Source organism: Affinirhizobium lemnae, assembly GCF_022968395.1.
GTDB classification, from domain to species: domain Bacteria; phylum Pseudomonadota; class Alphaproteobacteria; order Rhizobiales; family Rhizobiaceae; genus Neorhizobium; species Neorhizobium lemnae.
The window spans coordinates 71324-93012 of the sequence record NZ_JALJQZ010000004.1; the positions used below are offsets into that span (position 1 = coordinate 71324).

The window sequence follows — 21689 nt, forward strand, 5'->3', positions numbered from 1 at the left end:
CTTTGTCTGGCCGAACCTTATGTTGAGAGAACGAACCATGACACTCGCACTCGAGAGGATCGGGCCTGAGGAGCGCGGCTCGGCTTCGCGCGACAAGGACGTGGACGCGGCAGCCGGACGCGTTGCCCTGGAGTTGTCGGGGGTTACCCTGTCCTTTGGCGGCGTGCAGGCGCTGCAGGATATCGATCTTGTGGTCGAACGGGGCGAGATCCGCGCAATTATCGGGCCTAACGGCGCGGGCAAGAGTTCGCTGATCAACATCATCAGTGGTGTCTACCGGGCGGATCGTGGCCGGGTTTCCATCAATGGCCAGCGCTTTGGACGGGTGCCGACAGAGCGCCTGGCGCGGCTCGGCATCGCCCGCACCTTTCAGAATCTGGCGCTTTTCAAGGGCCTGAGCGTGCTCGACAACGTCAAGACGGGGCTTGCTTATCGTCATCGAGCCAGCGTGCTGGAACAGGTGATCGGTGTCGGGCGGGCTCGTCGGGAGCAGGAGGAGGCGCGGGCGCGGTCCCAGGCGATCCTCGATTTTCTGCATCTGACCGATGTGGGCGAAAGGCTTGCTGGGACTTTGCCCTACGGCCTGCAAAAGCGGGTCGAGCTGGCGCGCGCGCTGGTCGCCGAGCCTGACATCCTGCTTCTGGACGAGCCGATGGCCGGCATGACGGCGACGGAGAAGAACGAGTTGGCGGACTTCGTTCGCTCGGCTCGGGATCGGTTCGGTACCACCGTTGTCCTGATCGAGCACGATATCGGCGTGGTCATGGGCTTGTCCGACCATGTGGCGGTGCTCGATTACGGACGCAAGATCGCCGACGGCACACCGGGCAAGGTGGCGAATGATCCGAAGGTGATCGATGCCTATCTCGGTGTCGCCCCGGAGAATGAAGACGGGGAGGGGATCTGATGACCGGGTTCGACTGGCTGTTTTTCACCGAGGTGCTGGTGGGCGGGCTGCTGTCCGGCGTCATGTATTCGCTCGTGGCGATCGGCTTTGTGCTGATCTACAAGACCTCCGGCGTCCTGAACTTCGCCCAGGGTGCGATGCTGCTGTTTGCGGCGCTGACCTTTGTCAGCCTGACGGAACGGGGCATCAACTTCCCGCTCGCCTTCGTCATCACCTTCGCGATCATGGTGGCACTCGGAATTGCGATCGAGAGGGCTGTGCTTCGGCCCCTGGTCAACAAACCGCCCATCACCCTGTTCATGGCGACACTTGGTTTGTCCTATGTCTTGGAGGGGGCGGCCCAGCTTGTCTGGGGGACGCAGGTGCATGGCCTTGATCTCGGGATCGAAGACCTGCCTTTCGATATCGGCGGCGTGTTCATCAGCCAGTTCGACATCTTCGCCGCGGCGGTGGCACTCGGTCTGGTCGTGGCTCTGTCGCTCTTCTTCCGATACACCCGCATCGGGCTCGGCTTTCGCGCCGTGGCGGACGACCAGTTTGCGGCGCTCGCGGTCGGGCTGAAGCTCAACTGGATCTGGGCCAGTGTCTGGGCCGCTGCCGGATTGGTCGCCCTTGTTGCGGGCCTTTTGTGGGGTGCGCGTTCCGGCGTGCAGTTTTCTCTCTCGCTCATCGTCCTGAAAGCTCTGCCCGTGCTGGTGCTTGGCGGTTTTGATTCCATCCTCGGGGCGATTGTCGGCGGTCTCCTTGTGGGTGCGACGGAGAAGCTCGCCGAGGTCTATATCGGCGAATATTTCGGCGGCGGTATCGAGAGCTGGTTCGCCTATGCGGTGGCCCTTGTTTTCCTCCTCATCCGGCCCGCTGGCCTGTTCGGCCAGAAGCTCGTGGAAAGGGTCTGATCCATGTCCGTGTTGCTCGATACACCTGCTTCGGCCCCAAACCTGTCGAGGACACCCTCTCTCAAGACATGGGTCTGGCCCCTCATCGTCCTGGTTGTTGCTTTCGGGCTCGTCCCGGCATTTGGGACCAGCTATCTGTTTGAAGGCATTCTGCTGCCGTTCCTGGCGCTCTCGCTTGCGGGCGTCGGTCTCAATTTGCTGACCGGTTATGCGGGACAGGTCTCGCTCGGCAGTGCCGCCTTCATGGCTGTGGGTGCGTTTGCCTGCTTCAACTTCAACCTGCGTGTCGACGGACTGCCGCTGTTCGGCAGCATCATTCTCGCAGGTTTGACGGCGGCGGCGGTCGGTCTCGTCTTTGGTTTGCCGAGCCTCAGGCTGCGCGGCTTCTATCTCGCCGTGTCGACACTGGCCGCCCAGTTCTTCGTCCAGTGGGCCCTGACGAAGTTCAGCTGGTTCAGCAACGAGAGCGCATCCGGCGTGATCGATGCGCCGGCTCTTACGCTGTTCGGCTTTACCTTCGAGGGTGCCGTCGGTCGTTACTACTTCGCCCTCACCATCGTGACGCTTCTGACGTTCCTGGCCTACCGTCTCGTCGTCTCGGAAGTCGGCCGCAACTTCATCGCGGTTCGCGACAATGAAACGGCAGCCCGGATCATCGGCATTCCCGTCTTGCGGACCAAGCTGTTTGCCTTTGCCATCTCGTCCTTCATCATCGGTGTGGCAGGCGTCTTGTGGGCCTTTGCCTATCTGAGGACAGTCGAGCCTGCCGGCTTCAACCTCGATCGGTCTTTTCAGATCCTGTTCCTAATCATTATCGGTGGCCTCGCGACTATCCGGGGAGCCTTCTATGGAGCGGCGCTGATCGTGGTCTTTCCGCTGATCCTGTCACGGCTTGGTGCCCTTGTATTCGGAGACCTTTTCGACAGCGGTGTCCTCGACATGGCCCAGCGCATCGTGCTCGGCGCGCTCATCATCCTATTCCTGATCCTTGAACCAGATGGGCTCGCTGCCCTGTTCGCGCGGATCCGAGAGAAGATCCGGGGCGGTTTCTTGCGGTCCTGAAAGCCGCCCGAGCACCCGACCGGTAAAGCCTGAAACAACCAATCCATTCAACCCGTGCGGCGCAACATGTGCCGGACAACATGAGGAGTTTGCCCGAAATGACCCTTTTCCGATCCTTCAGGTCCACTGCGCTGGCGGCAAGCCTTGCGCTCGGGTTCACGCTGCCGAATGTGGCCTCGGCGCTTGCCGATGAGCAGCACTTTCCCCTTCAGAGCTATCGCGTCGGCCCCTATGCCGCCGGTGGAACCGGCTTCTTCGGCGGGTTCATCGACTATCTCAACCTGATCAACACCCGCGATGGTGGGGTCAATGGGGTGAAACTCACCTGGTCGGAAGGCGAAACCCAGTATGAAGTCGAACGTGGGGTCGAGGCCTATGAACGCCTCAAGTCCAATCCCGGCGTCGCCGCCTGGAATCCGCTCTCCGTTGGCATCGCCTATGCGATGATCGATCGGATCACGCAGGACAAGACGCCGCTGATCACCATCAATCACGGGCGTACGGATTCGACGGACGGACGGGTCTTCCCCTACGTCTTCCCGCTGCTGCTGAACCCCTACAGCGAGACCTCCGGTATCGTGAATTATATCGGGTCCAAGGAAGGTGGGCTGGAAAGCCTGAAGGGCAAGAAAATCGTGGTGCTCTATCACGGCTCGCCCTATGGCAAGGAAACGATCCCGATCTATGAACTCCTTGCCAAGAAGTACGGCTTCGAGGTGCAGCAGATTGAAGTGCCGCATCCCGGCAACGAGCAGCAGGCGCAGTGGCTCACCATTCGCCGCGCGAAGCCTGATTATGTCGTTCTTCGCGGCTGGGGTGTCATGAATCCCGTCGCGCTGAAGACCGCGGCCAAGACCGGTTTCCCTGTCGATCGCATCATCGGCAATGTCTGGTCGAATTCCGAGGAAGACGTGATTCCTGCTGGCGATGCCGCGAAGGGTTACACGGCGATCACGACCCAGGCTTCGGGCGCCGAATATCCGGTCGTCAAGGAGATCGTGAAGACGCTCTATGATCAGGGCAAGGGTAACCTGGATGACAAGAAGCGCATCGGCTCGGTCTACCACAATCTCGGGATCGTCAACGGCATCCTCAACGTCGAAGCCATTCGCATCGCCCAGCAAAAGTTCGGCAAGCGGACGCTCACCGGTGATGAAGTTCGCTGGGGCTTCGAGCATCTGCAACTCGACCAGGCCCGTGTCGAGGCTCTCGGCGCCAAGGATCTGTTCCATTCGATCCATGTCACCTGGGACAACCACGAAGGCAATGGCTACGTGACCTTCCAGCAATGGGATGGCGCGAAGTGGAAGGTGGTTTCCGACTGGATCGCTCCGGACTGGGCTCTTCTGCGCCCGATCATTGAAAAGTCCTCCGAGGCTTACGCCAAGGAAAAGGGCATCAAGATCCGCACGGCGGCCGATGTCGACACCGTGACCAACTGATCGACGCTTGACGGTTCCGCACCCCGTCCTTCGGGCCGCGGTGCGGAGCCGGGCGACATCTCGAACCTCTGGAGCCTTTCCATGTCAGGCAATTCCATCCTCGAAGTCACGGATCTCGCTGTGATCTACAACCATGCGATCGGCGCGCTGCATGGGGTGTCGTTTTCTCTGGAACGTGGGAAGGTCCTTGCTCTGCTCGGGGCAAATGGTGCGGGCAAGTCCACAGCTCTCAAGGCGGTGTCCAATCTTTTGCCTGCAGAGCGCGGTCAGGTGACGGCGGGCCGGGTGCTGTTCGACGGTCTGGATGTTTCCCGAAGCAGTCCTTCGGAGCTCGTGCGCGCCGGCCTCGTGCAGGTTCTGGAAGGGCGTCACTGCTTCCGTAGCCTGACGGTCGAGGAAAATCTGATTTCCGGCGGTCTGGGGCGCGGCAGCAGTCGTGCTGAAATCGCTGGAGATCTGGAGGAGGTCTACGCTCACTTCCCCCGGCTGAAGCAGAAGCGAGGCACGCTGTCGGGTCTGACCTCCGGCGGCGAGCAACAGATGACGGCCATCGGGCGCGCGCTCATGTCTCGTCCGAGGCTGCTCGTCCTCGACGAGCCGTCGATGGGGCTCGCCCCGCTCGTTGTGCAGGACATCTTCAGGACATTGCGGCGGCTCAATCGCGAGAACGGGCTGTCGATCCTTGTTGCTGAACAGAATTCCGCGACCGCGCTCGCCTATACGGACCAGGCGACCGTAATCGAAAACGGCATCGATGTCCTATCCGGCGATGCGGCAGACCTGCGGCGCCGCGATGACGTGAAGGCCTTTTATCTTGGCCAGCGACCGACTCCGGTCGTGGTCAACCCTCCCATTCATTAATTTCTTTCACACGTCTCAAAAGGAGAACTGACATGACTATCAATGCCGCCAATACTGACAAGGCACGCGAGGCGGTGCCTGCCATTGCTCGCCCGAAAGAGCCTGCCCATATCATCCGCTCGGATGTCGAGGCGATCGAAGTCGCGGAGAGGCTCGCCGCCGAATTCGTGAAGGGCGCAGCGGAACGCGATCGTGACCGCATCTGGCCGGTCAAGGAGCTGGACGCCTTCTCCCAGAGTGGGCTCTGGTCGATCAACGTGCCCAAGGCCTATGGCGGTCCTGAGGTTTCCTATGCGACGCTCGCCAAAGTCGTCGAAATCATTTCGGCTGCCGACTCGTCGATCGGCCAGATCTCGCAAAACCACCTAGGTGTCGTTGCTGCCATCAGAACTGTGTCGGACGAGGTGCAAAAGAAGCTGCTGTTCGCCGAAGTTCTTAAAGGGACGCGCTTCGGCAATGCCTTCTCGGAGTTCGGCTCCAAGCGCGCTGTCGATTTCGAGACGCGCTTCACCGACCATGGCGACCATGTCATTGTGACCGGGCAAAAATTCTATTCAACGGGTGCGCTTCTCGCGCATCTGGTGCCGATCGTGGCGCTCGACGATCAGGGTCGTGCCTGGTACGCGATTGCCGAACGCGATGCGCCGGGTCTGACGGTCATCGACGACTGGTCGGCCTTCGGGCAGCGGACCACCTTGTCAGGTACTGTGATCCTTGATCGGGTCAAGGTTCCGAAGACGCATCTGGTGCCCGGTTACAAGGGCTATGAGGTGCCGACGGCCGACGGCGCGATCTTCCAGATCATTCAGGTGGCGGTCGATACCGGTATCGCCAAGGCGGCTATCGACGACACCATCGATTTCGTTCGTACGAAGAGCCGGGCCTGGGTCGATAGCGGGCTCGAAAAGGCGACCGATGATCCCTACACCCTTCAGGCCATTGGGGATCTCACGCTTCGTCTGCACGCGGCACAGGCGCTGCTGCGGGAAGCGGGCCATGCCATTGATCGTGCGGTGCTTGAACCGAATGCGCAAACCGTTGCGCATGCACAGATCGTGACCGCCGAGGCCAAGATCCTGTCCACGGAAGTTGCAATTGCGGCGACGAACAAGCTGTTCGAGCTTGCGGGAACCCGATCGACGCTTGCCGAGCATGCGCTTGACCGCCATTGGCGGAATGCGCGTACCCACACCCTGCACGATCCTGTGCGCTGGAAGTATTCGATCCTGGGCAAGTACTTCCTCAACGGTGAAAACCCACCGCTGCATGCCTGGAGCTGAGGCAATCTGCGGCTTGCGTCGGCGGCGGCCCCGGTGGGAGGTCGCCGCTTTCCGACAAACGCCTCGATACCACCTGACAACAGACGATCCATGGTCGGCATCAGCTCTATGAGGATCTGCTGACCAGAGGGCCGTAGCTTGACCCGCTTTTTTGTTGGCGCAAGATCACGAACAGATCAACTGTGCGTCGGCCCGATCATGCCAAATCCAGATGCGCAACGATTTGCGTCGCCAGATCAATCGGTGTCGTTCCAACCGTTCGTAGATGAAGTTCCGGCGACACCGGACACTCGTAGACCTCGTCCACGCCCGTGAAGTTGCGGATCTCTCCAGCATAGGCTTTCTTATATAGGCCTTTTGGGTCACGTTCGGCGCAGATCTCAAGAGGGGTGTCGACGAAGATCTCTACAAATTCCCCCGGTTCCATTAGATCCCGCGCCATGCGACGCTCCTGACGATAGGGAGAAATCAGGCACACAACAACGATCAATCCCGCATCGGCCATGAGCTTTGCCACATGTGCAGTCCGCCGGATATTCTCTATGCGATCTGCAATAGTGAAACCAAGATCCTGATTAAGTCCGTGCCGCAGATTGTCGCCATCGAGGATAAAGGTGTGTTTACCCGAAGCGCACAGCAACATATCGACATGGTTCGCAATCGTTGTCTTTCCTGCACCGGACAATCCGGTAAACCACAGGATACGAGGACGCTGTGACTTTAGTAACGCGCGTGTTGTCCGATCCACGATGAGGTGCTGCCAGAAGGTGTTGTCTGATCGGTCAGAATGGCAGTCCAATATTGTACTCCCTCAATATGCAGAAATATTAATTATTCATATGAATTTTATGAATATATTATATCTATGGGAATTTATATCAAATTATCTAACATTATTCAAATAATTATAATTCAAATCGTATTGATAAGAAACATATTAAATATATAAAATAATTTATTTTATATATTTAATATGATCTATAAAAACAATTTGACTCGAATAATATTTGATTTATAAATTTTCCTGTTTTGCACGTGTGTAACAACAGGGATGAGGATTGTAATATGAAGAATTTCTTCGCCGCTATTTTCAATGTCGGTAAAATGAAGCGTAGCAAGCCGCGCTTTATCTACACATACTAAAATTCCGAGCCCCCGGAATTTCTTTTTGGAAGCTCCGGGGGCTCGCCGGCCTTGCTCAATGCTGGTGCTTCGAATGTCACCCGTTTCATCATCTGATCGTACACTCCAGTCAGAAGCAGAACTGACCCAAAGTTTATCGGAAATGCTCTAAGAAACTCGCTTTTCAATTATAGCTGCCAGTTGATATGGCTTCCATCGAAGACAACCAAAGAAGTATACCTAGCATTCGCAGACGAATGCTACTTGGCAACAGTATTCGATTTCGGTGGGATCCGCTTTCGTTCCTGTCTGCGTGTCAGGGGATCGATGGCCCGATTGTTGCTATCGAGGACGGACTTTATCTTGTCAGTGGGCCTGAACTTATCGAGACGATACTTCACAATCGCGATGATATCTTCCTGAAAACCGGTTCTTCTGAAGCTGGCGATATGGTGAGTTTTCCATCCTCGCTCATGAATAGCTCAGGCGAGGACTGGAGCTTGAAACGCCGGGCAATGCAGCCGGACTTTACCCTAAGGAGAGTTGCCTCCGGCCTGAGTTCGACGCGAGTGATTACCGAGGCTCATCTTGAGCAATGGCAGACGGGACCTCGCTCGGGCGACATCAGGAAGCTTTTGCAGGAGCTGTGCCTAGATGTTGGCTGCCAGTTTCTGCTTGGTACCGTGCTTGACGAAGAGGGGAAGGAGGCCTTCTTGGTGCTTTCCGATGCTATCATCCTCAAGACGCGCGAACCTGTGCGTCTTCCACTCCATTGCTTTGACAGAACCAGTTACCGTCTGACAAGCGCCCGCGAGGCAGCAAAGGCTGTGGCGCGTGCGGCGATTGCCAGAGCTGGTCAAGAGCATGGCAAAGCCGGAAGCAATAATTGGATTGGCTCATTCGTCAACCGGACCTCCGTTGAAGACGCCGAATGGCTGTGTGACGAATTTTGTGCGATGGTTCTGTCAGGGATTGAACCCATGTCCGCCGGCCTGACCTGGACCTTGCACCTGCTGACGTCGCATCCAGACGTATTGCAGCGCGTCATTGCGGAAGTCGATGCATTGAGCAGCAGCGAATGGGCGGCAGGCGAGGGGCTGGCAGGCCTGCATCCATTTCCTGAAGCCCGTGCTTCGTTGCTGGAAGCATTACGACTGTTTCCGCCAGCCTGGCTTACCGGGCGAACTGTTGCCCGAGATACCATGCTCGGCGACTTTTTTCTCGCTGCGGGTAGCGCAGTCATGATCAGCCCATGGATCAACCACCGCAGTGCCCGGTTTTTTGACGAACCTGATCGCTTCAGGCCGGACCGTTGGATGGACGGGACATTGCAGCAGCGCTTACCGCGCTATGCATTCTTCCCGTTTGGCGGCGGCATAAGGCGCTGTATCGGCGAGCATTTCAGCCTCACGCATATGGCGTTCATACTGGTTTGCATATTGAAGCGGTTTATCCTGAAGCCACCGTCGAAAACGCAGGTGAAGGCTTATCCAGCACTTGTTCTGCGCCCTCTGGGCGTAAAGCTGGCCCTAATGCCGCGCGCGACCGCGGCTTACTAGAAAGGAAGCGCAGATGGACGCTCATGCAGTCAACAATTACGAGAGTTATGCAGAGTTCTACGACAGCTGGCAGGACTCCTGGCCTGAGAGTGTCATGACACCCTGCGTCAATATGCTTGCGGACATAGCCGCTGGTCGACCCGCGCTTGAACTTGCCGTGGGAACGGGACGTATTGCGCTGCCGCTTTCCCAGCGTGGAATTGAAGTCTCGGGTGTTGATCTTTCGGAATCCATGCTGGCCCGACTCAGGCGGAAGCCCGGAGCTGAAAAGCTCTCGATCACACAGGGTGACATGGCGGATGTACCATTCGAGGGTCCATTCGGACTGATTTATTGTGTCGCTTCCTTCGAATATCTCCTGAAACAGGAAGATCAATTACGGTTTTTCGTCAATGTTGAAAAACGGCTGGCCACCGGGGGCTCATTGATCATCCAGACGATCATTCCGAACGACGCGATTTTCAGCAATGACTTCCGCTTAAATCGTATGTCCGACCTGCCGTCGGGTGACTTCGAGATGGCTTCTGTCATGCTCATGGGCGTGAAAGGTGATCCTGTTAACCAGTTTCTGGACCAGCGCATCATGGTGCTAGGTGAGAAGCCGAAGGTCTTTCACCACAAGATCCGCTTCGTATGGCCGAATGAGCTTGACCTGCTTGCACGCTGTGCGGGGCTCGCTCTCCATGCGCGATGGGGTAACTGGCAGCGCGATACGTTTGTTTCGACAAGTAGATTGGTGATTTCAGAATATCGCAGAGCCTGATCGCAAAGCGGTGCACTGGAGCATCTCCGGTTAAAACGGGATCACCTGCAATGCTCTATCTCATTGTTTTTACGCAGTCCCGACGTAAAACCGCTGACCCACTTTTGCTGGACCTGCACTAGGGAGAGATCATATGGGCCTTTCTGTAATCGGGGCCGGGCTGGGGCGAACCGGCACCCTGTCCTTAAAGCTGGCACTTGAGCATCTGGGATTGGATCCCTGCTATCACATCATGGAGATCGCGGCGACGGTGCGTAGGTCTCTGCCGCTCTGGAACAATGCAATCGCCGGGTTCGCTGACTGGGACCGTATCTTCGAAGGATACAATGCAAGCGTCGATTATCCGGGTTGCCTTTTCTGGAGGGAGCTACTGGTGCATTATCCGCAAGCCAAAGTCGTTTTGACCGTGCGCGACCCTGATGCCTGGTTTGAATCCGTGACCGAAACGATTTTTCCCGTGGTCAGGAAGGGCACTTTGCTTGGCCGGGATGGACTTATGCTAAGCGATTTTTTGCGGAAGGATTTTGGCGACCGCATAGGTGACCGAGCTTTTATGACGGACTACTTCCGTCGCTGGAATCAATCGGTCATCGATGAGGTTCCCGCTGATCGCTTGCTCGTCCTGACGCCAGCGGACGGATGGGACCCGCTTTGCGCGTTTCTTGGCCTCAAGTGCCCTGACCGGCCCTATCCTTGGCTTCACGCTCGGGTCAAGAAGTCGCGCTGGCAGCTGTTCCGCAGAACGCCCATGCCGGAGCAGAAGCCTGAAGAGCTGGAGATCAACACCCGCAAGTATCTCGATGATTTGCGCCAATCGGCATTTGGTTGATCTTCTGTTCGCAGGTATCCTGGATACCAATGACAAGCGAAGCGGAGCGATCGGTGGGGCGAGCGAGTTTGCCGGAAATGCTCTGGTCATCAAAACAGAATTTCGCCAACCGTTTCGTTGATGATATTTTTTTGGGCGATTTCATCTATCGTTGACGACAAAGCTCGCTGCGGCGTCGGCTCTACCTTCCGTACGTTTTGCCTTTCGTGGCCAATACCTGAGTAGCGGTAGGGGCTCGCACTTATTTCCCGATAGTCTCCAGGATCTGCGCCGCGTCTCCATCAATAATCAAGCCGTTGATGATTCCGCTGCGCAACAGCGCGCGCGCGGCGATTGCTTTCTCCTGTCCGGCAATCAGTAAAACGACCTTGATTTTCATCAATTCCCGCAGTCCCACCGCGATCGTTCGCTTACTGATGCTGTGCATCACTTCCTTGCCATCGCAGTCGAAGAAGATCCCATTTGTATCGCCAATCGCACCGATCGCTCGAAGGCTTTCCAGCTCGGCTCTGCTAATCATGCCTTGAAGCCGCAGCAGAGACCGTTCTGTCAATTCTCCGGCGCTGATAAAACATACGGAAGCAGAATGGGCTATTTCCATCGCCTTCATGACGGAGCGCTGCGACATCAGCACCTTCCGGTCTTCCTCGCTGTCGGCAATGAATGGAACGGGTAGGAAAAACCCTTCCCCACCTGTGCGTCGCGCTAGGCTATGAACAACTTCGAACGGATTGTAGGCGTTATTCGCCGTCAATGAGCCCATCATCGAAATGAATTTTGCGTGTGGTGCGCGGACACCTGCCAGTTGAAGTGTCATTTGCTCGATGGTTCGGCCCCAGCCGGTTCCTACAGTGATTTCATCATGCTCTATCAGCAGCTTCTTGAGGTAGTTTGCAGCCGCGACACCGACGGCACGAAAGGCAATCTGCTTTTGCACTTCAGAGTCAGTCTTATCATCACCAAAGCCGAAGGCAGGCGTTGTGATGCAAAAATCAAGGCCAAACCTGTGTTCCAGTTCGGTTTCCAGCGGCAATGGGCCAGCCCGCTGGTGATCGATTGAAATACTGACGAGGCCGGTTTCCCTGGCCTCCGAGAGCATTTTGTTCACGCGGGCGCGGGTTAGCCCCAAGCGCGCCGCCGTCATCTCCTGGTTGAGGCCGCCGACATAGTAGTACCACGCCGCTCGCACGATCAGGTCGTCATCGTTCTCGCTCAAAATCTTTCCTCCTCGTGACAAATGTAATTGTAGTTGACAAATGTAACGATGTGAATATGACTAATGTCATTCGCGTAGGGAGCGCGAAAAATTGTGCGGGTCAATCTCATACCCGCGAGGAGGATCAGCAATGTCTATGTTTTTCCGGAGGACGGCTTTCGCCGCCGCCGCAGGCCTTCTGTTGAGTTTTGTAAATGCTCAGGCCACCAACATCGCCTGGGTTCATTCCAACGCTGCCGCCCAATCCGAACAGCGGGTAAAGGCTGGCTTTGACGCCTGGCTCAAATCCAGTGCCAAGGACTGGAAGGTCAGTGTTCTGGATAGCGGAGGCTCTGGCGAGCGCACAGCATCCAACCTTCAGGACGCAGCGTCGCGCGGCGTCGATGCCATCATCATCACGATGGCGGACTTGCGCGCCTCGCGAGCGGCGATCGATGCTGCGGTCAAGGCGAAGATCCCGATTATCACTGTCGATAGCGGTTACGTGACGGGCGTTCTGGCCGATATCACCACGAACAACTGGGCCATGTCCGCCGATGTTTCGCCCTATCTGCTGAACGAGCTTGGCGGCAAGGGCAACATCATCTTCCTGCGCATGGCCGAGCACCACGGTACCCGCAAGCGTGGCGATGTGATGGCGACGATCCTGAAGGAATATCCCGATGTGAAAGTGCTGGCCGAGCACAACATTAAATACACTGCCTTCTTCGAAGACACGACAACAACGATGCAGGACTATGCCTCGCGGTTTGGCGACAAGATCGACGCCGTATGGGCCCCTTGGGATGAGCCCGCACAGGCTTCCATCAATGCGCTCAAAGCCGCCGGTCTTACCAAGGTGAAGGTCATCGGTATAGACGGACACCCCAATGCGATTGCCGAAGTGTGCAAGCCGGACGGGATGATGATCGCCACCGTTTCCCAGCCGTTCGAAAAAATGGGCGCACAGGCCGGTCAGTGGATTGAGGACATTGTCGTCAAGAAGCAGGACGCAGCCAAGGTGATCCCGTCCAAGACCGTTTATCTGGATGCGCCGCTTGTTACCAAGCAGAACTGCAAAGACTTTCTGCCCAAGTAACATCAGCGTCGTTACCCAGGCGACCGGCTGGCCCGGCCGGTCGCACCCTCATTTGACTCGCACGCATAACGCATTGCGGACCATTAAAACGGAGAAGGTGGATGTCGGTCAGGCTCTCCGGAATTACCATGCAATATCCCGGTACACGGGCGCTGGATCATGTGGATGCCGATTTCACCTTTCATGAGGTGCACGGCCTGATCGGCGAAAACGGTGCAGGTAAAACCACCCTTGTCAGCATTCTCGGTGGCAGCAAGCAGCCGACAGAAGGCACGCTTTACATCAATGACGCGAAGGCCGAGTTGGCAAGCGCAGGCGATGCGCTTCGCAAAGGCATAGCCCATGTGTCTCAGGAAGGTAGCCTCGTCGCCAGCCTTTCCGGTGCACAAAACATTCTGCTGGGAGACGAGCCCCGCAACCGGTTCGGCATTATCGACAAGCGCAATCTGGAGAAGCGGGCGGCGGACCTCATGTCCCATTGGTTTCCGGACGTCTCTATCGATCTTTCCGAGCCGGTAGAATATCTGCCCATGGCAGACCAGAAGGTAATTGAGATTGTTCGCGCGCTACGCGGCGATATCAAGCTTCTGATCCTGGATGAGCCAACGGCGACGCTGCCTGCTCGCGAAAAGGAAAATCTCTGGCGCATCATCCGGTCGCTGCCGAAACGCGGCGTCGGCGTTGTGCTGATCAGCCACTTTCTCTCAGAAGTCAAAGCGCTAAGCGACCGCATTACCGTGTTGCGCGACGGGCGGCACATCACAACGCTTCCGGGCTCCGAGGTGACTGAGGCACAGCTGGTGGACCTCATGTTGCAGCGAAATGGTCTGGCGGCAAGCCAGCAGGCATCTCAAGAGGAACGCTCTTTCGGCTCTGTCGTCCTGCAGCTCTCCGACTGGAAAGTCGGTGGTGTCGAGGTTGATAGTTTAAGCCTTCGCGCAGGCGAAATCCTGGGTCTGATCGGGCTGACGGGTGCGGGACATTTCGGGTTTGCACGCTCGCTCTATACCGGCGAAGGGTTCATTTCCGGCACAACGCTGTTTCGAGGCAAAGCCGTTCCAAATCTCAGCGCGCGCATCATGAAGGCCAATGGCGTGGCATTCATTCCCGACCAGCGCATGGAAAATTCGCTGATCGGCGATTGGGATGTGCGGGAAAACCTTGCCATGGTGCATCCGGCCCGCGGAGCGCTGGGTAAAACCGGCATTCTGTCTCCTGCCCGCGAAGAGACGCATGCCCGCAATGCGATGTCGCTCTTCAATGTGAAGGCGCATTCCTCCGCCCAGAAGATCAAGGATCTGAGCGGTGGTAACAAGCAGAAGGTGTCGATCGGCAAGTGGCTTTACGGCACTCCGGATCGCTATAACCTGATGATCTTCGTCGAACCAACCGAAGGCGTGGATATTGGCGCAAAGCGCGAAATCCACCGTCATCTGAAACGAATGGCGAGCGAAGGGGCCGCCATTATCGTTGCTTCTTCGGATCTCATGGAAATCGCCGAGATTTCCGATCGCGTTATCGCCTTCGTTTCCGGTAAGGCAGGCCCGGAAATCGAAAGAGCCGCCTTCTCCGAATCCCGTTTCATTGCAGCCATGGCAGGAGTGACATCATGAGCGCGCAGGCACGCCCAGCGGCAGAAATTCGTTCGCACGCAGCCGAGAAGGGTAAGAGCCAGTGGCTGCTGAAATACAGCACGCTCATTGCTTTGGTCATCCTGTTCCTCGGTTTTGCCCTGACCGTGGACCGGTTCCTGACAACCTCGAACCTGCTGAACATCGTGCAGCAGATTTCCATGCTGACCATTGTCGGGGCGGGCCTGACCTTCGGCTTCGGTGCGAAGGAGATGGACCTTTCGGTCGGCTATACGGTGGGTTTAACTGGCATTCTGGTGCCGCTGATGCTGATTTCCGGCGTGCCGCTGCCGTTGGCGCTTCTGGGCGGCATTGCCGCTGGCTTTGCCGTCGGCGCTGCGAATTCGATGTTGGTAACGCTCATCGGCATTCCATCGCTCATTGCAACGCTTGCCACTGGCTCCATCCTTTACGGCCTGAACTTCATGACAACGGGTGGCCGTGCGATCTACGGCGGTCTGCCGGATACCTATCTCTGGCTTGGTCAGGGGCAGCTTCTCGGTATTCCGGTTCTTGCCTATGCCATGGTGCTGTTTGTACTCCTGGCCTGGTTCCTCATGGAACGCACCATTTTCGGCCGCTACATATATGCGGTCGGCGGCAACCTGAAGGCTGCTGAACTTTCAGGGGTCAATGGCCGCTTCTATCGCTCGGCAGCGCTTGTTGTGTGCAGCCTGTTTGCCGCCGTGGCGGGCATGCTTCTTGCCGCACGTCTAGGGTCTGGCCAGCCGAATGCCGGCGAGCGCTATCTGCTTGATGGTCTGGCCACTGTCTTCATTGGTATGACCATGATCCGGCCTGGAACCGCCACCGTCATCGGCACCTTCTTTGGTGCACTGTTCATCGGCGTCATCAACAATGGCCTCAACCTCATCGGCATGGATACCTACATCCAGAGCATCGTGAAGGGCCTGATCATCCTTGTGGCTGTCGCCATCGTCTCCAGAACCACCAATCTTCGGCTTCTGTGATTGCGATGCGGCCCAGTTCAATTCGGAGTACCTCCATGAACCTCAAACCCAATACCAATCTCAGCAGTCTTTATCGCACCATGCGGCGCATCCGCACCTTTGAGGAGCGTGTGGGAGAACTGTTCATTCGCGGCCAGTCGGCTGGCTCCATGCTGCATCTCTCCATCGGCGAAGAATCAAGTGCCGCGGGCGTCTGCGCGGTCATGAAGCCGCAGGATACCTTCACCACACACCATCGCGGCCACGGCATTTTTCTGGCGCGCGGCGCAGACCCAAAGCGGATGATGGCGGAAATCGGTGGCAAGGAAACCGGCTATTGCCACGGCAAAGGCGGCTCCATGCACATTGCCGATATGGCCCTTGGCCATCTGGGCGCTAATGCCATTGTCGGGGGCGGTATCCCGGCAGTGGTCGGTGCGGGACTATCAAGCAAGCGTTTGAAGCAGGATTCCGTGTCCGTCGCTTTCTTTGGTGATGGCGCCATGCAGCAGGGTATTCTCTATGAAAGCATGAATATGGCAGCGTTGTGGGATCTGCCGGTGCTCTTTGTCTGCATCAACAACCAGTACGGCATGGGCACGCGCATCGATCAGGCCACGCGCAATACCGCGTTCGATCAACGTGCCAAGGCGTTTGGCCTCAACGGAACCGTCGTCAACGGTCTGGACGTAGAGGAAGTGCAGGCCGCCGCCCGCTGGCTGATGGATGAGGCGCGCAATGGCAAGCCCGGCTTCTTGTCCGTTGAAGTCTACCGCTTCTTCGGTCATGCCCGCATGGACAAGAGCCCCTATCGCGATGAGGCGGAGGAGCTTGAGGGTCGCAAGAAGGACCCCGTTCTCTTTGCGCGGAACAAGTTGATCGAGACGGGGCTGGAGACCGAACCGGCGCTCGACGAAACAGATCGCACGATTGCTGCCGAAATGGATGCGACCATTGATTTCACCGTCGAGTCCAAGGCACCGCAACTCAACACCATGTTCCGCGATGTCTATGCCGTGGGGGAACCGGAGCCGGAGCCCGTTCGCACCCGCATTGACCGCGTTCTAGCCAGGGAAGACGTATAATGGCCGCGATGACCTATAGAGACGCTCTGCGTCAGGCGCTGGATGATGCCATGAAGGAGGATCAAAGTATCGTCGTCATGGGCGAGGAAGTCGGTCGCTATGGCGGCGCCTATGGCGTGACCAAGGACCTGATCAAGACCCACGGGCCAGAGCGCCTGATCGATACGCCAATTTCCGAACCGGCCATTATCGGCGCTGCGGTGGGTGCCGCAATGACGGGTTTGAGGCCGATTGCCGAACTCATGTACATCGACTTTCTTGGCATGACCATGGACCAGCTGGCCAATCAGGCGGCCAAGATCCGCTATATGTTCGGCGGGCAGATTGGCGTGCCCATGGTGCTGAGAACGCAAGGCGGCACCGGGCGCTCAGCCGGTGCGCAGCATTCGCAAAGCCTTGAAGGCTGGGTCATGCATACGCCGGGGCTTCGCCTTGCCATGCCTGCCACCGTGCAGGATGCCTATCACCTTCTGCGCCAGAGCCTGACCAAGCCGGACCCGGTGGTCTTCATCGAACACAAGGCGCTTTATACCCGCAAGGAAGAGGTGGATCTGACCTCCGAACCGCTGCCATGGGGCAAGGCCGCCGTGCGCCGCGAGGGCGGGGATCTGGTCATCGTGACCTATTCCCGGCAGGTGATCTATGCGCTGGAGGCGGCGCAAAAGCTGGCGGCCAAGGGAATCGAGGCAACAGTTATCGACCTTCGCACGCTGAACCCGCTCGATTTCGATACGGTTCGTCAGCATGTGGAACGGGTCGGCAAGGCCATGGTGGTCAGTGAAGGGGTCATGACCTCGGGCGTGGCGGCAGAGCTTGCGGCGCGCATTTCCGAAGAATGCTTCGATTTTCTGGAGCAGCCGGTGGTGCGGGTGGCGGGCGAGGACATTCCGATTTCCGTTTCGCAGGAGCTGGAATCCGGCAGTGTGCCTTCCACATCGCTGATTGCAGAGGTTGCGGAGAAGATGCTGTCATGAACGAGCGACTTCTCAAGATGCCGCGTCTGGGGGAAACCATGGACGAGGGCAAGATCGTCGGCTGGTTGATAAAGCCGGGAGACAGTTTCAGCCGTGGCGATCCGATCATCGAGATCGAGACAGACAAGACCGTGGCGGAATTTCCCGCACTGGGAAATGGAAAGCTGACAGAAATTCTGGTCGATCTGGATCAGACGATTGAAGTGGGCACGCCGATTGCCCGCGTGGAACTGGGCGAGGGCCCGGACTGGACACGGGAGGAGGGCGAAGAGCCCGCGCCAGAGCCAGTCACCGCTGCAGGTGTGGAGGTGGATTTGCCCATGCCACGTCTCGGCGAAACCATGGAGGAGGGGCGTCTTTCCAAATGGTTGAAGCAGCCAGGAGAAAGCTTCACCCGTGGCGAGGCCATCGTTGAAATCGAGACGGATAAGACGCTTGCCGAATTTCCGGCCTTGAGCGATGGCGTACTGGTAAGCCTTCTGCGCAACGAGGACGAGGTGGTGACGGTGGGCGAACCGATTGCCCGCATTCTTGTGCAGCAGGCCGATGCGCAGGGCGAAACAGTGGAAGCCACACCCGTGCTGCAGTCTGCCGAGTCGCAGACCGCCACACCCACGCCTGCCCCACAGCGCAGCGCATCTGGCTCTGAGAAACGCAGGGCAACACCGCTTGCGCGCCGTCTTGCTCGCCAGCGGGGAATCGATTTGCAAGGCATCACCGGCACAGGCAGGCGCGGGCGCATCGAAAAAGGTGATGTGCTGGGGCTGGAGCGGAATGCGCAGGTTACCCCAATCGCAGCGTCAGCCAGGGATGGCGTGCAGCTTCTTTCGCTGAAATCCGGGCGGCTTGCCTATACTGATAATGGTGCGCAGGGCGAAACCTATCTTTTGCTGCACGGATTTTCAGGAGACAGAACCACCTGGGCGACAACCATTTCCGCCCTGCAAAGGGCGGGAAAGCGCGTGATTGCGGTGGATCTGCCTGGTCACGGATTGACGGAAATAGAGGTGAAGTCTGCCGAAGACCTTTCCCGCGATTTGCCGGAGTTTATGCAGGCTCTACACGTCAAGCGGCTTCACCTCGTCGCCCATTCGTTGGGTGCCGTGGCCGCGGTTGATATGGCGCTGTCAAAGCCGGAAAGCATTGCTTCCCTGACCCTTATCGCACCTGCAGGTCTGGGCAGTGAGATCGATAGCGAATTCATCCGTGGCATGGCGGCTGTTTCTTCCAAGGGGGAGCTTTCGCATCTTCTGCGCAGGCTCTCGGTCAATGATGTCGCGTTGTCGGATGCTGCCCTGGAAACCTTGCGCCAGCAACTCGGTCAAGGGCGTCTCAAGGCTCTCGCAGAGGCTATCAACGGCGCTTCCGGCCAGCGGGTGGAGATCATCGGCCCTCTGCAAAAGCTGGTGACCTCGATCCCCGTCAAAGTTATTTTTGGCCTTGAAGACCGGATCATTCCGTGGAACCACGTGAAGGTGCTACCCCCGCGTGTCGCCATTCATCTTCTCTCGCGTTCCGGCCATATGCCACAATGGGATCAGCCGCGCGATGTTCAGGACATCCTGCTTTCGTCCACAAGGGCAGGAGGTGCATTGTGACGCGGTGAGTGCAAGTCGCACGGCAAATTTCAGACTTGGCGCCGTCAAGAAACAAGGGCGCGGGAGGGGATGATGGGTTATTTTCTGACTGCTGACGGCGGCACCGAAAGCCTGCGGGCGCGTGTTTATGATTTGACGGGCACCTGCCTTGGCAGCATTGCTGTGCCCTATGAAACCAGATTTTCAGCAGGCGCCCGTGCCGAACAGGACCCGGAAGACTGGTGGAAGGCTTTCGTGCAGGCATCCAAGGGTGCGATAGCGGAAGCGGGAATTTCGCCTTCCGACATTGAGGCCATCGCGCTTGCGACAACCAGTTGTACCGTTGTGGCGCTGGATGAAAACGGAACGGCGCTGCGCCCTGCCATCATCTGGATGGATGTGCGCGCCAACCGCGAAGCCGATGCGGTTCTGGCAACAGGCGATCAGGCGTTGACACTGAATGGCGGCGGGCGTGGACCGGTTTCGGCCGAATGGATGATACCCAAGGCATTGTGGATTGCACGCAACGAACCAGAGATCTTCGAAAAGGCCCATACGATCTGTGAGTATCAGGATTTCATGACCCTGAGGCTGACCGGTGAGCGGGCCGCCAGTCTGAACAATGTGACGCTGCGCTGGCATTATCAGGTGGAACAGGGCGGCTGGGCAAAGTCGCTGGTGGAAAGCCTTGGTCTTGCGGCGCTACTGGAAAAATGGCCGCAGCGCGTGGTGCCGCCCGGCGGCGTAATTGCTACTCTGAGCCGCCAAGCAGCACAGGAACTCGGTCTTTCACCCTCGGTGAAAGTGGTCCAAGGCGGGGCTGATGCGCTGATCGGTATGATTGGGCTTGGCGTGGCAAAGCCGGGGCAGCTTGCCTTGATCACCGGTTCCTCGCATCTTCAGTTCGGCGTGACGGAACAGGCGGTTCACGCCCCCGGCATCTGGGGCACTTATCGCGATTGCGTCTATCCAGGTCGCTATATCGTGGAAGGTGGACAAACTTCGACCGGTTCCATCATTGCCTGGCTCGGTCGCTTGATGAACGGCACCATGGATCTGGCGGAACTCAACCGAAAAGCCGCCGAACTGGAGCCGGGCTGCGATGGCCTGATCGTGCAGGATCACTTTCAGGGCAACCGCACGCCCTACACCGATCCACTGTCACGCGGCGCAATTGTCGGGCTGACGCTTGCTCATGAGCCGCACCATATTTTCCGTGCGATCATGGAAGGCATCGGTCTCGGCACCCGTGCCATTCTGGATGCCATGGCATCTGCCGGTTATCGCGGCACGGAAATCACGGTGGGCGGTGGGGCAGGGGCCTCGGACCTCTGGCTGCAAATCCACGCGGATACGGCAGGTCTTCCGGTTTGCGTTCCCGCCTCGCGTGATGCACCGTCCGTTGGTGCGGCGGTTCTGGCCGCCCATGGAGCCGGGTATTTCAGCTCCATCGATGATGGCATTACCGCCATGGTTCGACCTGGAAAACGCATCGAGCCGCGCCCGCGCGAGATGGCGCTCTACAACGAGATCTACCAGCGCTATCTGGCGCTTTATCCAGCGCTTAAGAACGTAGCGAATATCGGGGCCAAACCATGAGCGACGCGGATTTCCGCCTGGATGGCAAGACGGCGCTGATAACGGGTGCAGCAAGAGGCATAGGTCTTGCCATTGCCGACCGACTTGCCGAGGCGGGAGCTGCGGTCATTCTGGCCGATCGCGATGCGTGTGAAGGAGAAAGCGCTGCAAGGGAGCTTCGGGCACTGGGGTTCTCTGCCCGTTTCATGACAATTGATGTTACACAGCGCGCAAGTGTCGAGATGGTGGCCGCCGAGCTGGAAAGCGAAGGCATTGCCCTCAATGTTCTCGTCAACAATGCAGGAATTGTTCGCAATGCGCCTGCCTCGGAAATGAGTATCGAAGACTGGCAGCAAGTGATCGACATTGATCTCACCGGAGTGTTCCATTGCGCCCAGGTGTTTGGTCGCCACATGGTTCAGGCAGGCAGTGGATCAATCATCAATATCACATCAATGTGTGGCGAAATCGTCGTGCAGCCGCAGCCGCAGATTTCCTACAATGCGGCGAAGGCGGGTGCCAACCTTCTGACGAAATCGCTGGCGGTGGAATGGGCAAAATCGGGCGTGCGCGTCAATGCCGTGGCCCCCGGTTATACCGCGACAGAACTCACCTTGCGTGGCCGAAGCAATCCTGAATGGTTCGCCGCCTGGATGGCAGGCACGCCCATGGGGCGGCTGGGCGAGCCGCGCGAAATTGCAAATGCCGTTCTTTTCCTTGCTTCACCCGCTTCCAGCTTCATGACCGGCACTGTGATGACGGTAGATGGCGGCTATACCGCACGCTAGAGGATGTCGTAGCTAAAACCACTGACGCACTTCTAGCGACAACATGTTATCGCGTGGTCCGCAAGCTACGAGTGGGCGGGGCGAGGAGACC

19 protein-coding genes and 1 pseudogene are annotated in these 21689 nt (G+C 57.8%); 18 read left to right on the top strand and 2 right to left on the bottom strand.

The genetic code is table 11. The annotated features are described in order from the left end of the window. The first annotated feature begins 37 nt into the window (after positions 1 to 37). From MUU53_RS04035 to MUU53_RS04060, 6 genes are all read left to right on the top strand, one after another. A complete protein-coding gene (locus tag MUU53_RS04035) occupies positions 38 to 907 on the top strand; it encodes an ABC transporter ATP-binding protein (RefSeq protein WP_247259727.1) in 870 nt (289 codons plus the stop codon). Next, a complete protein-coding gene (locus MUU53_RS04040) occupies positions 907 to 1803 on the top strand; it encodes a branched-chain amino acid ABC transporter permease (protein ID WP_247259728.1) in 897 nt (298 codons plus the stop codon). Before MUU53_RS04035 ends, MUU53_RS04040 begins: the two co-directional genes overlap by 1 nt. Positions 1804 to 1806: 3 nt before the next feature. Further along, complete coding sequence (locus tag MUU53_RS04045; protein WP_247259729.1) at positions 1807 to 2865, top strand: branched-chain amino acid ABC transporter permease; 1059 nt, start codon at positions 1807 to 1809, stop codon at positions 2863 to 2865. Positions 2866 to 2963: 98 nt separating this feature from the next. Beyond that, the gene (locus MUU53_RS04050; RefSeq protein ID WP_247259730.1) at positions 2964 to 4307 is read left to right on the top strand and encodes an ABC transporter substrate-binding protein; all 1344 of its coding nucleotides are present in this window, start codon (positions 2964 to 2966) and stop codon (positions 4305 to 4307) included. 81 nt (positions 4308 to 4388) lie between these two features. Continuing rightward, a complete protein-coding gene (locus MUU53_RS04055; RefSeq protein ID WP_247259731.1) occupies positions 4389 to 5168 on the top strand; it encodes an ABC transporter ATP-binding protein in 780 nt (259 codons plus the stop codon). 32 nt (positions 5169 to 5200) lie between these two features. Beyond that, complete coding sequence (locus MUU53_RS04060) at positions 5201 to 6448, top strand: SfnB family sulfur acquisition oxidoreductase (protein WP_247259732.1); 1248 nt, start codon at positions 5201 to 5203, stop codon at positions 6446 to 6448. A gap of 196 nt (positions 6449 to 6644) precedes the next feature. On the opposite strand, the pseudogene cysC reads toward MUU53_RS04060, so the two are convergent. After that, positions 6645 to 7259: pseudogene (gene cysC / locus MUU53_RS04065) on the bottom strand (adenylyl-sulfate kinase); the annotation flags it as partial. A gap of 568 nt (positions 7260 to 7827) precedes the next feature. On the opposite strand from cysC, the gene MUU53_RS04070 reads away from it, so the two are divergent. The 4 genes from MUU53_RS04070 to MUU53_RS23170 all read left to right on the top strand — a co-directional run bounded on the left by MUU53_RS04070 (position 7828) and on the right by MUU53_RS23170 (position 10876). Then, positions 7828 to 9129 (top strand): cytochrome P450, encoded by a 1302-nt coding sequence (locus tag MUU53_RS04070; RefSeq protein ID WP_247259733.1) that lies wholly within the window; start codon positions 7828 to 7830, stop codon positions 9127 to 9129. A gap of 13 nt (positions 9130 to 9142) precedes the next feature. Beyond that, positions 9143 to 9892, top strand: coding sequence for a class I SAM-dependent DNA methyltransferase (locus MUU53_RS04075; RefSeq protein WP_247259734.1), 750 nt, complete (start codon positions 9143 to 9145; stop codon positions 9890 to 9892). Between the two features lie 133 nt (positions 9893 to 10025). After that, a complete protein-coding gene (locus MUU53_RS04080; protein WP_247259735.1) occupies positions 10026 to 10721 on the top strand; it encodes a sulfotransferase family protein in 696 nt (231 codons plus the stop codon). A gap of 29 nt (positions 10722 to 10750) precedes the next feature. Further along, a complete protein-coding gene (locus MUU53_RS23170) occupies positions 10751 to 10876 on the top strand; it encodes a hypothetical protein (protein ID WP_281434984.1) in 126 nt (41 codons plus the stop codon). Between the two features lie 86 nt (positions 10877 to 10962). On the opposite strand, the gene MUU53_RS04085 is transcribed toward MUU53_RS23170, so the two are convergent. Then, a complete protein-coding gene (locus MUU53_RS04085; RefSeq protein WP_247259736.1) occupies positions 10963 to 11937 on the bottom strand; it encodes a sugar-binding transcriptional regulator in 975 nt (324 codons plus the stop codon). A 130-nt stretch (positions 11938 to 12067) separates the two neighbouring features. On the opposite strand from MUU53_RS04085, the gene MUU53_RS04090 reads away from it, so the two are divergent. The 8 genes from MUU53_RS04090 (at position 12068) to MUU53_RS04125 (ending at position 21598) form a co-directional block, all read left to right on the top strand. After that, entirely contained in the window at positions 12068 to 13015 is a 948-nt protein-coding gene (locus MUU53_RS04090) for a sugar ABC transporter substrate-binding protein (protein ID WP_247259737.1), read from the top strand. Positions 13016 to 13116: 101 nt separating this feature from the next. Further along, entirely contained in the window at positions 13117 to 14628 is a 1512-nt protein-coding gene (locus MUU53_RS04095) for a sugar ABC transporter ATP-binding protein (RefSeq protein WP_247259738.1), read from the top strand. Beyond that, a complete protein-coding gene (locus MUU53_RS04100; protein WP_247259739.1) occupies positions 14625 to 15617 on the top strand; it encodes an ABC transporter permease in 993 nt (330 codons plus the stop codon). The genes MUU53_RS04095 and MUU53_RS04100 overlap by 4 nt, the downstream gene beginning before the upstream one ends. 35 nt (positions 15618 to 15652) lie before the next feature. Further along, positions 15653 to 16681, top strand: coding sequence for a thiamine pyrophosphate-dependent dehydrogenase E1 component subunit alpha (locus tag MUU53_RS04105; RefSeq protein WP_247259740.1), 1029 nt, complete (start codon positions 15653 to 15655; stop codon positions 16679 to 16681). Further along, positions 16681 to 17655, top strand: a complete 975-nt coding sequence (locus tag MUU53_RS04110) for an alpha-ketoacid dehydrogenase subunit beta (protein ID WP_247259741.1) — start codon at positions 16681 to 16683, stop codon at positions 17653 to 17655. Before MUU53_RS04105 ends, MUU53_RS04110 begins: the two co-directional genes overlap by 1 nt. Further along, a complete protein-coding gene (locus MUU53_RS04115) occupies positions 17652 to 19253 on the top strand; it encodes an acetoin dehydrogenase dihydrolipoyllysine-residue acetyltransferase subunit (protein ID WP_247259742.1) in 1602 nt (533 codons plus the stop codon). Before MUU53_RS04110 ends, MUU53_RS04115 begins: the two co-directional genes overlap by 4 nt. 72 nt (positions 19254 to 19325) lie before the next feature. Beyond that, on the top strand, positions 19326 to 20831 hold the full coding sequence (locus tag MUU53_RS04120; RefSeq protein ID WP_247259743.1) for an FGGY-family carbohydrate kinase: 1506 nt from the start codon (positions 19326 to 19328) through the stop codon (positions 20829 to 20831). Beyond that, positions 20828 to 21598, top strand: a complete 771-nt coding sequence (locus tag MUU53_RS04125) for an SDR family NAD(P)-dependent oxidoreductase (protein WP_247259744.1) — start codon at positions 20828 to 20830, stop codon at positions 21596 to 21598. The genes MUU53_RS04120 and MUU53_RS04125 overlap by 4 nt, the downstream gene beginning before the upstream one ends. Positions 21599 to 21689 lie beyond the last annotated feature (91 nt).